Raw genomic sequence first — 12,520 nt, 5'->3', positions numbered from 1 at the left:
CATAAAATGGATGAGTTTGTAAAGGAAAATTATAGCTTAATTACCTATTCTGTAGAGTTTATTGCAGTTTTAACTGGATTAATTTTACTTAGAAAATATAAGAATACTCATGCAAAAGCAATAATTTTCTTTTTGATCTATGCTTTTTTAGTTGACTTTATAGGTTCTTACCCAAGTATTTTATACAAAAACAATCTTTTTCATCTGATTGAAGATACGTTGATTGAGCGCAATTACTGGTGGTATGCTATTTTTTGGTGGGTTGGGTTATCAGTTTTTATGGTTTTGATAAACTATAAAGTTGTGAGTAATGACTTATTAAAAAAAATTCTTAAATACAGTTTATATGTATACCTCTTGCAGGTTTTATTGTGTCTAATATTTAGATTTGAACTGATTTTTAAACCTGATGAACAATTTTTAAAGATAGCTAGCTTTTGGATCGTTATTTTATCAATTGTTGTCTATTTATTCGAAATCTTGCGTTCTGAAAAAATTGTATTATTCTACAAATCCATATACTTTTATTTAAATATTATAATGTTTTTGTGGATTTTAGTTATGATTCCAATGGACTTTTTTGAAGTATACTTTAGATCAGATGATTGGAACTACATAATTTTAAAATATAAAATATATTTATCATTAAATATTTTTCTTTATTTATCAATATCAGCGGCATTAGTATTTTGCAAACCGGAAACCAAATAGTAAGCACAGAAGCAGAGCGTTATCTTCTTATCTACATGATAGTAGTGCTTATAATTATTGCAACACTAGTTATATTGTTTTTTATCATTTTCCAAAAGCGAAAGAATAAAATTCTATTAGATAAGCTCAAACAACAACAGGAGTTTGAAGAAGAACTAGTAAAAACCCAACAAGAAATTCAAGAGGAGACTTTAAAGCATGTTGGTAGGGAATTGCACGATAATGTTGGACAATTACTATCATTTGCAACAATGCAAATGAATGCGGCGGCGAAGGTTGTGTCGGAAGACGTAAAATCTAAAGTGGGTAACGCTTCCGATGCTCTTAAGGAAAGTTTAGCAGAAGTGAGAGCCTTATCAAAATCTCTAAATAGTGATGTTATTACAAATTTGGGATTTGAAGCTAGTGTAAAAAACGAAATACATCGCCTAAACAAATCAGGATTAATTGAGGCTCAACTTACAATTAATGGAGAAAGGATAAATTTTGAAAACAAAAAGGATGAAATCATTCTATTCAGAATTTTACAAGAATTTTTTTCAAATACTTTAAAGTATGCAGAAGCTGAAAACTTAAATGTAGCATTAGCCTACCATACTGATTACTTGGGTATTGAAGTCAGTGATAATGGTGTTGGTTTTGACGTGGAAAATGCGCAACAAGGTTCTGGAATGACTAATATGAGGAAGCGTTCAGAATTAATTGATGCTGAATTTCAATTACAATCAGAACACGATAAGGGCACTGTACTGCGAATGAAATATCCGTATAAAATTATTTAGTCTTCACAGGCTTGCCACAACGTATCTTTTGGTAATGGGGCAGTAATGCTTATATGTTCCTTTTTTACAGGATGCATAAACTTTAAAGTTCTCGCGTGGAGGCTTATGCTCGCATCTTTATTACTTCGATCAAAACCATATTTAAGATCGCCTTTAATAGGACAACCAATTTTGGACAGCTGACAGCGTATTTGGTGATGTCTTCCAGTCTCTAAATCAATTTCTAATAAGTAAAAATTATCTAGCTTTTTTATGAGTTTATAATGGAGAATAGCTTTTTTGCTGCCACTAATATCTTCGCTATAAGCTGTTGACTTATTATTTCTAGGATTCTTAATTAACCAATGAGTTAATGTGTCCGTCGTTTTTGGAGGTTGCTCCTTGACTAGGGCCCAATAGGTTTTTTTAGCTTTTTTTTCGGCAAATAATTTATTCAGTCTAGGAAGTGCTTTACTGGTTTTTGCAAAAAGTACCAAGCCGGTTGTAGGTCGGTCCAATCGATGAACAACGCCTAAGTAGACATTGCCGGGTTTGTCGTATTTATGCTTAATATAGTCTTTTACGATGTCACTCAAAGGCTTGTCTCCAGTTTTATCACCTTGCACAATATCACCAGCACGTTTATTGATCACTATGATGTGGTTGTCTTCGTGTAAGACTTGAAGGTTGTTTTTGTTGGATATTATTTTTTTTGACACGAATTACACGAATTACACGAATTACACGAATTTTCACTAATCACTAATATTGCTCTTTCTCATTAGGAAAATCTTCAGACTTCACATCATCTACATATTGACCAATGGCTTTTGTCATATCCTCATAAAGATTCATATAACGACGTAAAAAACGTGGGTTGAATTCGTGCGTCATGCCAATCATATCATGTAATACCAAAACTTGTCCATCCACACCATCACCTGCGCCTATACCAATAACTGGGATAGAAATACTTTTAGCAACTTCTTTTGCTAATGCAGCAGGAATCTTTTCTAGCACCACAGCAAAGCAACCTGCTTTTTCAAGCATTATGGCATCTTCTTTTAACTGTTGTGCTTCTTGCTCTTCCTTTGCTCTTACCGTATAAGTACCAAATTTATAAATGGATTGAGGTGTAAGTCCCAAATGTCCCATAACCGGAATACCTGCATTTAATATGCGCTTAATGGATTCCTTGATTTCCTTGCCTCCTTCTAATTTAACGGCGTGGCCTCCAGATTCTTTCATAATTCGAATAGCAGAGCGCAAGGCTTCTTTAGGGTCACTTTGGTAAGTTCCAAATGGCAAATCTACAACCACTAAAGCGCGATCTATTGCTCGAACGACAGAAGACGCATGATAGATCATCTGGTCTAGAGTTATGGGCAAAGTCGTTTCGTGACCAGCCATAACGTTACTGGCAGAATCACCAACTAAGATAACATCAACACCTGCACCATCCACTATTTTCGCCATCGTATAGTCGTAAGCAGTGAGCATGGATATCTTTTCACCCTTAGATTTCATGTCTATGAGTGTCTTTACGGTAATTCTTTTATATTCTTTTTTAGCTGTTGACATATGGATCAGATTAGTGCTTGTAAAAATAATGAGATTTGTTAAACTTTTGTTTAATCTATATTAGAAATACGATTATGAGCGTATTTTGAATCAAATTCTTAACTATGAAATATGTAATATTACTTTTTGTCTTTTGTTCTACATTGATAATAAACGCCCAAAAATCTGAAACAGAAGCTGTAAAGGAAACGATTATTGAATTCTTTAATGCTTTTCATAAGCAAGATACCATAGTTTTAAAATCTATGGTAAAAGGAGATATTACAATGCAGTCCATCTCTATCAATAAGGAAGGAAAAACAGTTTTGCAAGAAAGCAGTTATAACCAATTTGTAAAAAATATAGCTAGTATTCCTAAGGACAGAACTTTTGAGGAAAAATTATTGGATTTTAGTATACGAGTAGACGGTAATATGGCAAATGCCTGGACACCTTACGAGTTTTGGTATCAAGACAAGTTTAGTCACTGCGGTGTAAACTCCTTTCAATTGATGAAAGAAGAAGACTCGTGGAAGATTATTTATTTGGTAGATACAAGGCGGAAGAAAGGTTGTCAAAAATTCTAGACTAACAATCTGTCAAATTAACACCAACCGCTAATCCTCCCTCTGAAGTTTCCTTGTATTTGGTGTTCATGTCTTTAGCAGTTTCCCACATAGTGTTAACCACTTTATCCAATGGTACTTTTACATTATTTGGGTCTGTGTCCAAGGCTAATTCTGCAGCATTAATGGCTTTAATAGCCCCCATGGAATTACGTTCTATACAAGGTATCTGTACCAATCCACCAATAGGATCACAGGTTAGTCCAAGATGATGTTCCATAGCAATCTCCGCGGCAACCAAGACTTGTTCAGGTGTTCCGCCTAATAATTCACATAACGCACCAGCAGCCATTGCAGAAGACACTCCAATTTCTGCTTGGCAACCTCCCATAGCGGCACTTATTGTAGCACCTTTTTTGAATATACTTCCAATTTCTCCGGCGACTAATAAAAAGCGCTTGATGTCTTCAAAATTTCCATCGTGATTTTCAATAACTAGATAATACATCAAAACAGCAGGAATTACACCTGCACTGCCATTGGTTGGAGCCGTCACTACACGACCTAAGGAAGCATTCACTTCATTTACGGCTAGAGCAAAACAACTTACCCATTTTAAAATCTGACGAAATTTAACTTCTGTTTTTCTAATGGTTTGCAACCATTCCTCTGGAGTGTTATAGGTATAATCACCGACTAAGTTTTTATGTATATCATAGGCACGACGTCTTACATTGAGTCCACCTGGCAGATGACCTTCTGTATGACAACCTGTGTACATGCATTCTAACATGGTATTCCAAATACGTTTCAGCTCGACATCAATGGAACTTTTATCTCTAATGGATTTTTCATTTTCTAAAACAACACCAGAAATTGGAAGATTCAATTGATCACAAAATTTCAATAATTCGTCACCATAAGATATTGGGTAAGGAAACGTACAATAGAAAATTATTTTATTGGCTTTTGAAATTTTTCGTTCTTCCTGCACTACAAAACCGCCTCCAATGGAATAGTAGGTCGATTTATAGTGTCGTCCATTTATTAACGCTGAAAATGTCATTCCGTTGGCATGGAATGGCAAAAACTTCCGATTAAAACGAATTTGTTCTTTTCCATCAAAAGGAAGTTTTCGTTCACAATTAAAATTTAGCAAGGAAGTGCTTTTTATTTTCGCTATGGTTTCATCAATACTTTCTACGGGAATGCGCTCTGGATCAGCACCACTTAAACCTAGCATTACAGCATAATCAGTGGCGTGACCTTTTCCTGTTAGTGATAGGGAACCATATAGATCAACCGTAATTTTTTCCACCTTATCAAAGCGACTTTTGTCTTTGAGTTCTTTGATCCAACGTTCAGCAGCGCGCCATGGTCCTAAGGTATGTGAACTCGATGGGCCAACGCCAATCTTAAGCATATCGAAAACAGAAATGCACTCCATGTAATAACTAATTTAGTAGTACACAAATATACATTTTGTTTATTTTGATTTGGATATAAAAAAACAGCTTTGGTTTTAATCAAAGCTGTTGTCTATAATATGTAAAAAGTCTTATCGTTTTGGGAACTCACTAATATCGTAAGCTTCCATTACCGCTTCTAAATCGCTGTAATCAACGCTTTCAAAATCACCACCACGCCCAACATTTTGAGCTGGAACAACAACCACTCTGAACGCTTGGGCTTCAGTCCATTCTGGCCCGAGTATATCTAAATTAGAACCTTCAAGGAAAAAGCGCACATCGTTCTGTGTAAAGTCGTAATTATATACCAAATCATTGCCATCTTCGAAAATTACGGTTTGTGGTACCAATCGCCAAACGTCTTGCCCATTATCTACTTCCCAAGAAATATACACTAAAGTAACATCACTAGGTAATACTTCAAATCCATAGGGTTCAACAAATGAATAATCATTTTGAGGTGTAAAGTCTAAAACAATTTCAAAAGCAGAAGCTTCGAAAAAGTTTTCTCGTACTTCTACAATTTCTTCTGTAGTACAACTATTAAATAAAAAAATAGCAAAAATAAAGGATAATATACGTTTCATAATGTTTGTGTTTTTTTAATAGTTATCAAATCTAATACCAAACTATGCAACTTGGGAATAATAATTTTAAAAAATGAATCTGACATCATGTCACATTTTTTGTCATGGCACAAAACTTGACTTATAGATAGCAAGTTTAAAATTAAAAACACGATACTTTCCGTGAAAGCGGAAAACTAATAACAAATAAAATTATGAGTAAGATTATTGGAATTGATTTAGGTACGACGAACTCTTGCGTTTCTGTAATGGAAGGTAACGAGCCAGTTGTAATCCCAAACGCTGAAGGTAAGAGAACAACACCTTCGGTTATCGCTTTCGTAGAAGGAGGTGAAATTAAAGTTGGTGATCCAGCAAAAAGACAAGCAGTGACTAACCCTACAAAAACCGTTTATTCTATTAAGCGTTTTATGGGTAATAAATACTCTGAATCTAAAAAAGAGGCAGAGCGTGTGCCATATAAGGTGGTAAAAGGCGATAATGATACACCAAGAGTAGATATCGATGGTCGTTTGTATACTCCACAAGAATTATCCGCTATGATTCTTCAAAAGATGAAGAAAACAGCCGAAGATTATTTAGGACAAGACGTATCTGAAGCGGTAATTACCGTACCAGCATATTTTAACGATGCACAAAGACAAGCGACTAAAGAAGCAGGTGAAATAGCTGGTTTAAAGGTAAGGCGTATTATTAACGAGCCAACAGCCGCAGCATTGGCTTATGGAATGGATAAGAAATCAACAGACCAAAAAATTGTCGTATTTGATTTCGGTGGTGGTACACATGATGTATCTATCCTAGAATTAGGTGATGGTGTCTTTGAAGTTTTATCTACAGATGGTGATACACATTTAGGTGGTGATGATGTAGACGAAAGAATCATCGATTGGTTGGCAGAAGAATTTATTGCAGACGAAGATATGGACTTGCGTAAAGACCCAATGGCTTTACAACGTCTTAAAGAAGCGGCTGAAAAAGCAAAGATTGAATTATCATCTTCGGCCCAGACTGAAATCAATTTACCATATGTAACGGCTACTGCTAGTGGACCAAAGCACTTGGTGCGTACATTGACACGTTCTAAATTTGAGCAGTTAATAGACGATTTAATAAAAAGAACAATAGAGCCTTGCGAAACAGCTTTGAAAGCAGCAGGTTTATCAAAGTCTGATATTGATGAAGTGATTCTGGTAGGTGGTTCTACACGTATTCCAGCTGTACAGGAAGCAGTGGAGAAATTCTTCGGAAAAGCACCAAGTAAAGGTGTTAATCCGGATGAGGTGGTATCTCTAGGTGCAGGTATTCAAGGTGGTGTATTAACGGGTGATGTGAAAGATGTTCTTTTATTAGACGTTACTCCGTTATCACTTGGTATCGAAACCATGGGTAATGTTATGACAAAGTTGATTGAAGCCAATACTACGATTCCTACAAAGAAATCACAAGTGTTCTCAACAGCGGCAGACAATCAGCCATCGGTGGAGATTCATGTATTACAAGGTGAACGTCCAATGGCAGCAGATAACAAAACAATTGGTCGTTTCCATTTAGATGGCATTCCACCGGCAAGACGAGGAACACCACAGATTGAAGTAACCTTTGATATTGATGCCAATGGTATTATTAAGGTATCTGCAGAAGATAAAGCAACTGGTAAGAAACAAGATATCCGTATTGAAGCATCATCTGGATTAACGGAAGAAGAAATCCAAAAGATGAAAGCAGAGGCAGAAGCTAATGCAGATGCAGATGCAAAAGCGAAAGAGACTGCTGATAAATTGAATCAAGCAGATGGTATGATCTTCCAAACGGAAAAGCAACTTGAAGAGTTTGGTGATAAATTATCTGATGATAAGAAAAAGCCAATTGAGGATGCACTTGAAGAATTGAAGAAAGCTTATGAAACTAAAGATATCGCTGTAATAGATCCAGCTTTAGAGAAAATTAATGAAGCTTGGAAAGTGGCTAGCGAAGAAATGTATAAAGCACAAGCAGAAGCTCAAGGTGGAGCTGCTGGTTCTGATGCAGGAGCTCAAGATCAACCAACTGATGAAGGAAGTGATGTAGAAGACGTAGACTTTGAGGAGGTTAAATAATCCTAATTTGTCATTCTGAATTTTCACACTCAGCTTGTCGAAGTGTTGTTTCAGAATCTAGAATAAAAAAACGCAATCATTAATTTGGTTGCGTTTTTTTCTTTTAGTTAAATCTTAACATCGACTGTGCCAATTAGAGAGAAAAAGTGGTATATTAAAGTATTGAATAGCAAATCAAAAAATGATATGAAAGTATACGCATACGCAGCCAAAGAGGCAAAATCTAAATTAGAAAAATTTGAATACGAACTCGGAGAGATAGGCAATGAAGAAGTCGACATTAAAGTCCATTACTGCGGGCTTTGCCATAGTGATTTAAGTATGATTGATAATGATTGGGGAATGTCAGCCTATCCACTCGTACCTGGTCATGAAATCGTAGGTGAAATTATGAATACTGGTAGTGAAGTTAAAGGACTGAAAAAAGGGGATAAAGTAGGTATGGGTTGGTACAGTGCATCATGTATGCATTGCAATCAATGTATGGATGGAAAGCAACATTTATGTGGCACTGCCGAGGCGACCATTGTTGGACGCCACGGTGGTTTTGCGGATATTGTTCGTGGACACTGGTCTTGGGCAACATTATTGCCTGATCGCATTGATATGGCTAAGGCGGGACCTTTGTTTTGCGGCGGCATTACAGTTTTCAATCCCATTGTACTTTCGGGCGTTAGTCCAATGGACAAGGTTGGAATAATTGGCATTGGCGGTTTAGGACATATGGCTTTAAAATTTTTGAAAGCATGGGGATGTGAGGTTACGGCATTTACGTCAAACAAAAGTAAAACAGATGCATTAAAAGAAATGGGAGCCCATAATGTTGTCGATTCCACAAATCCTGATGAATTAGAAAGGATTGCCGGAAGTTTGGATTTTATATTAAATACGACTAATGTAAAACTAAATTGGGACGCCTTTTTAACCACACTATCGTCACAAGGTAAATTACATACTGTTGGTGCGGTACTGGAACCGATGGAAATACCAGCCTTTAGTATGATTTCTGGTGAGAAGTCTATTGGAGGAAGTCCATTGGGAAGCATTGCATTAACCCGAAAAATGTTAGAATTCTGCGTACGTCATAATATTTATCCAACCGTTGAAGAGTTTAATATGGAAGATGTGAACGATGCCATAAAACATTTACATGATGGCAAAGCTCGTTTTAGAATCGTATTGAAGGCCTAATTTTGGTCAGCTTATAATAAATAGAGGCAATCAATATCAAATTAAGATATTGATTGCGTTTTTTTACAAAGAATAGAAATAATGAACTAAATTTAGCTAGATTTATATTAATCAAATCACCTCAATATTGAATTTAAGGAGTTGCATATTTTGGGCACTAGATAGATTAAAAGGAAATCCATTAAAGATTGCATTGCGTTTTACGAGTAATATCTTAGAAACTAAGGACCGTAAATGGGCAGAAACTGAGAATGCTAATAGACTGAAAGAACTTTTGAACCACGCCTCAAAAACTACTTCATTCTACATGGATAAAAACTATGCCAAATTAGAAGATTTCCCCATTGTAAATAAAAACATGATTCGAGACAACCTAGAGAATTTTATGTCTCATAGTTTTGAACCTAAAGACTGCTTAAAAGTTTCTACTAGCGGTTCTACAGGAGCGCCATTTAGTATTTATCAGGACAGGGATAAGGTAAACAAGAGCATAGCAGATAATATATATTTCTCTTCCAAGTCTGATTTTGAAATCGGGAACCGTTTAGTGTACATTAAAATTTGGTCAGATAAACTCAATTATAGAAAGCGATTTGGTTTTAGAATGAAAAATATCTTACCATGGAGTGTGTTTAATTTGTCTAATACAGAAATTGACAAGTTATTAACTGAGCTCAATAATAGTAGGGAAAGCATAAGTTTCATAGGTTATGCTTCATCTTTTGAAAAGATTTGTAAGCATTTGGATGAACTAAATGAGAATCCAATTAAATTTAAGACTAAATCAGTAATAACCATCTCTGAGTCTTTGAATTTATATACTAGAAATGCTGTAAAGCAATATTTCGGAATCTATCCTATGTCAAGGTATTCTAATAACGAAAACGGTATTATAGCCCAACAAAATAATCATGAAAACTCAAATTTTATACTTAATAGTTCGAGTTATGTGGTAGAAATTTTTGATTTAGAAGCGGATAGGAAATTAAAATATGGAGAGCAGGGAAGAATTGTTATTACAGATTTGTATAATAAAGCAACTCCTATCATTAGATATGACACGGGAGATATAGGAACACTAGAAGTTGATTCAGAAAACAGACCATATTTTTCTGAAATTTACGGTAGAAAACTCGATTTACTTTATGATACCCAAGGAAACTTAGTACCTTCTCATCTTTCTGCTAAGCTTTGTAATTATGGAGAGTTTAAGCAATTTCAACTAGTACAAAAAGGTCAAAAAAATTACGAAATCAACCTCAACACTACTACTCAGGTTGATGAACTCAATATGATTAAAGAGTACAAGAAATATTTTGGAGAGGACGCTGACATTAAAATTAATTATGTAAGCGAAATTCCTCTACTGGCTTCAGGTAAAAGGCGTGAAGTAGTTAATGAATACTATGTTTAACCAAGGTATTGAGAGTCAGGTTTTCTTTCTTTTATTGTATTTATCGGATTTCCATAAGCTAACTTATTGTTATCAATTGACTTTAAGACCAATGAAGCTGCGCCGACTACGGTATTGTCTCCAATAACTATGTTCTGAATAACGGTTGTGCTAAGACAAATTGCTGAGCAATGTCCAATCTTAACATTGCCACCTATAGTAACATTTGATGCTATACTTGAAAAATCATGCATCTCAGAGTCATGACCTAAAGAAGACCTAGTGTTAAGGATACAAAACCTACCTATTTTTGAATTGGCATTTACTATAACTCCGGCCATTATTACTGTACCTTCAGGGATATTAATATGCTCAGCTATAATGGCACTAGGATGCACTGCAGAGATAAATTCAACATTAGGAGCAACTTTAATAATGTTATTATATAAATTTTGCCTTGTATAATTGTCACCAATACAAATAATGATACCATCTACATTATACTTATTAATGATTTCTTTAAGCGCATTGAAATCCCCCAATATTTTATAGCCACAAATAGAATCATTAGTAGATTTATAACAATCAGCAAAACCAACTATTCTATAATCATTCTTTTTATGAAGAATATCCACTATCATTTTGGAATGACCTGAGGCACCGTAGATTAAAATATTTTTCATTTCTTAAGTATTGACAAAAGAACTTATTAAAATCAATAATTTCAATGTCAAAGTAGATTTGGTTAAACTTCGAAGATATTTAATAAGTATATAATTATAGCATAAATTACGCTAAACGCATCAATTTCATCCATTAAATACCAAATTATTGTCGCTTTTAAAGCTATTTTTGTGCGATATAGTTATCTCTAACACATTCTTATCTAATTAAAATAATGGCATTTAAAAGGTCTTTTAAAGCAATTGAAAAACCAAAAAACCTCGCTATAAAACTCAATGCCAAGGGCGAGCAATCGGTCGTTAAAGGCCATCCTTGGGTATTTTCCAATAGTATTGTAAAGATCAATGATGATGCTAAAACGGGTGATTTGGCAATTATATTTAGTAAGAATAAAAATAAAGTTGTTGGTATTGGATTATATGACGCTAAGTCACCAATACGTATCAAAATGATCCATAATGCAGAGACTAAGGTCGAAATTAATTCAGATTTTTTTCATCATAAGATTAAAAATGCATTCGATAAGCGTTTAGAACTATTAGAAACGAATACTAATAGCTATCGTTTGCTATTTGGAGAGAATGATGGTTTCCCAGGATTGATTGCCGATGTGTATGATACAGTTCTGGTAGTAAAACTATATGCTGAGATTTGGTTGCCTTATTTACAGGCCATTCTAGAGAGTCTACAGGAAATTTCTAACGCTGAAACTTTAGTTATGCGTTTGAGTAGAAATCTCCAAAATAGTCCAAATCATAACTTAAAAGATGGAGATATCATCAATGGAACTCTGAATAATGACGTTGTTGAATTTATTGAACATGGTGTGAAATTTTCGGCAAATGTCATTAAAGGTCATAAGACAGGGTATTTTTTAGATCATAGAGCAAATAGAAAGAGGGTAGGTGAGTTAAGCAGAGGTAAAACCGTATTGGATGTATTTTCTTATGCTGGCGGATTTTCAGTTCAGGCCTTAGCAAACGGAGCGGAGGAAGTGACGAGTTTGGATATTAGCAAGCAGGCTTTAGACATGGCAAGGGAAAATGGAAAATTAAATGATTATACGGGAATCCATAAAACCATTTCTGGAGACGCGTTTGTAGAGATGAAAAACCTAATAAAAAGAGGTAAGCGATTCGATGTTGTAGTGATTGACCCACCTAGTTTTGCCAAGCAACAATCAGATATTGACTTAGCTAAGAAGAAATATGCGCAATTGGCCGAACTAGGGGCAAGGCTTACGACCAAAAATGGATTGTTAGTTTTGGCATCATGTTCCTCAAGGGTTCTTGCTCAGGCGTTTTTTGATTTAAACCAACGTGTTTTGAATGCACAGCCTAAACTGTTTGAAACTATACTAAAAACAAAGCACGACATCGATCATCCTGTCACATTTCCTGAAGGTGCCTATTTAAAATGTGGCTATTATCGTTTCTTAGAATAAAACTATTATGCGTGCATAATAAATTTTAGTATATTTGAAGTGAAATTTCAGGTTC

The 12,520-nt window shown here is 35.0% G+C and carries 12 protein-coding genes; 7 read left to right on the top strand and 5 right to left on the bottom strand.

Translation table 11 applies throughout. The features are described from left to right. Positions 1 to 6 precede the first annotated feature (6 nt). Together H7F21_RS09620 and H7F21_RS09615 are read left to right on the top strand one after the other, a co-directional pair. Positions 7 to 711 carry a hypothetical protein gene (locus H7F21_RS09620; protein ID WP_185789051.1) on the top strand — a complete coding sequence of 235 codons (705 nt, stop codon included), beginning with the start codon at positions 7 to 9 and terminating at the stop codon, positions 709 to 711. Beyond that, a complete protein-coding gene (locus H7F21_RS09615; protein ID WP_246431453.1) occupies positions 690 to 1,493 on the top strand; it encodes a sensor histidine kinase in 804 nt (267 codons plus the stop codon). The genes H7F21_RS09620 and H7F21_RS09615 overlap by 22 nt, the downstream gene beginning before the upstream one ends. Here H7F21_RS09615 and H7F21_RS09610 read toward each other — a convergent pair. Both H7F21_RS09610 and panB read right to left on the bottom strand, forming a co-directional pair. After that, positions 1,490 to 2,191 (bottom strand): pseudouridine synthase, encoded by a 702-nt coding sequence (locus H7F21_RS09610; RefSeq protein WP_185789050.1) that lies wholly within the window; start codon positions 2,189 to 2,191, stop codon positions 1,490 to 1,492. The two genes, H7F21_RS09615 and H7F21_RS09610, sit on opposite strands and share 4 nt — an antisense overlap. Positions 2,192 to 2,234: 43 nt before the next feature. Then, positions 2,235 to 3,053: a 3-methyl-2-oxobutanoate hydroxymethyltransferase gene (panB, locus tag H7F21_RS09605; RefSeq protein ID WP_185789049.1), complete on the bottom strand. Its 819-nt coding sequence runs from the start codon at positions 3,051 to 3,053 to the stop codon at positions 2,235 to 2,237. Between the two features lie 104 nt (positions 3,054 to 3,157). On the opposite strand from panB, the gene H7F21_RS09600 reads away from it, so the two are divergent. Then, positions 3,158 to 3,619, top strand: a complete 462-nt coding sequence (locus H7F21_RS09600) for a nuclear transport factor 2 family protein (RefSeq protein WP_185789048.1) — start codon at positions 3,158 to 3,160, stop codon at positions 3,617 to 3,619. Between the two features lies 1 nt (position 3,620). Here H7F21_RS09600 and H7F21_RS09595 read toward each other — a convergent pair whose 3' ends face one another. Beyond that, on the bottom strand, positions 3,621 to 5,045 hold the full coding sequence (locus H7F21_RS09595) for an L-serine ammonia-lyase (protein ID WP_185789047.1): 1,425 nt from the start codon (positions 5,043 to 5,045) through the stop codon (positions 3,621 to 3,623). 111 nt (positions 5,046 to 5,156) lie between these two features. Further along, positions 5,157 to 5,654 (bottom strand): hypothetical protein, encoded by a 498-nt coding sequence (locus H7F21_RS09590; protein ID WP_185789046.1) that lies wholly within the window; start codon positions 5,652 to 5,654, stop codon positions 5,157 to 5,159. 194 nt (positions 5,655 to 5,848) lie between these two features. Between H7F21_RS09590 and dnaK the strand changes: the two genes are divergently transcribed. The 3 genes from dnaK (at position 5,849) to H7F21_RS09575 (ending at position 10,358) form a co-directional block, all read left to right on the top strand. Then, the gene (gene dnaK / locus H7F21_RS09585) at positions 5,849 to 7,753 is read left to right on the top strand and encodes a molecular chaperone DnaK (RefSeq protein WP_185789045.1); all 1,905 of its coding nucleotides are present in this window, start codon (positions 5,849 to 5,851) and stop codon (positions 7,751 to 7,753) included. 186 nt (positions 7,754 to 7,939) lie between these two features. After that, positions 7,940 to 8,944, top strand: coding sequence for an NADPH-dependent aldehyde reductase Ahr (gene ahr / locus H7F21_RS09580; protein WP_185789044.1), 1,005 nt, complete (start codon positions 7,940 to 7,942; stop codon positions 8,942 to 8,944). Between the two features lie 127 nt (positions 8,945 to 9,071). After that, on the top strand, positions 9,072 to 10,358 hold the full coding sequence (locus H7F21_RS09575; protein WP_185789043.1) for a phenylacetate--CoA ligase family protein: 1,287 nt from the start codon (positions 9,072 to 9,074) through the stop codon (positions 10,356 to 10,358). Here H7F21_RS09575 and H7F21_RS09570 read toward each other — a convergent pair. After that, the gene (locus H7F21_RS09570; RefSeq protein ID WP_185789042.1) at positions 10,355 to 11,020 is read right to left on the bottom strand and encodes an acetyltransferase; all 666 of its coding nucleotides are present in this window, start codon (positions 11,018 to 11,020) and stop codon (positions 10,355 to 10,357) included. The two genes, H7F21_RS09575 and H7F21_RS09570, sit on opposite strands and share 4 nt — an antisense overlap. Before the next feature lie 215 nt (positions 11,021 to 11,235). On the opposite strand from H7F21_RS09570, the gene H7F21_RS09565 reads away from it, so the two are divergent. Next, complete coding sequence (locus tag H7F21_RS09565) at positions 11,236 to 12,465, top strand: class I SAM-dependent rRNA methyltransferase (protein ID WP_185789041.1); 1,230 nt, start codon at positions 11,236 to 11,238, stop codon at positions 12,463 to 12,465. Positions 12,466 to 12,520: the final 55 nt, after the last annotated feature.

It is taken from the genome of Winogradskyella flava, assembly GCF_014243395.1.
GTDB classification, from domain to species: Bacteria; Bacteroidota; Bacteroidia; order Flavobacteriales; family Flavobacteriaceae; genus Winogradskyella; species Winogradskyella flava.
This window is presented reverse-complemented; position numbering and strand designations above follow the sequence as displayed.

Excerpts from the sequence above, each read along its gene's own strand:
- H7F21_RS09620 (WP_185789051.1), top strand. The coding sequence starts at position 7 with ATGGATGAGTTTGTAAAGGAAAATTATAGCTTAATTACCTATTCTGTA.
- panB (WP_185789049.1), bottom strand. The coding sequence starts at position 3,053 with ATGTCAACAGCTAAAAAAGAATATAAAAGAATTACCGTAAAGACACTC.
- H7F21_RS09600 (WP_185789048.1), top strand. The coding sequence starts at position 3,158 with ATGAAATATGTAATATTACTTTTTGTCTTTTGTTCTACATTGATAATA.
- H7F21_RS09595 (WP_185789047.1), bottom strand. The coding sequence starts at position 5,045 with ATGGAGTGCATTTCTGTTTTCGATATGCTTAAGATTGGCGTTGGCCCA.
- H7F21_RS09590 (WP_185789046.1), bottom strand. The coding sequence starts at position 5,654 with ATGAAACGTATATTATCCTTTATTTTTGCTATTTTTTTATTTAATAGT.
- dnaK (WP_185789045.1), top strand. The coding sequence starts at position 5,849 with ATGAGTAAGATTATTGGAATTGATTTAGGTACGACGAACTCTTGCGTT.
- ahr (WP_185789044.1), top strand. The coding sequence starts at position 7,940 with ATGAAAGTATACGCATACGCAGCCAAAGAGGCAAAATCTAAATTAGAA.
- H7F21_RS09570 (WP_185789042.1), bottom strand. The coding sequence starts at position 11,020 with ATGAAAAATATTTTAATCTACGGTGCCTCAGGTCATTCCAAAATGATA.
- H7F21_RS09565 (WP_185789041.1), top strand. The coding sequence starts at position 11,236 with ATGGCATTTAAAAGGTCTTTTAAAGCAATTGAAAAACCAAAAAACCTC.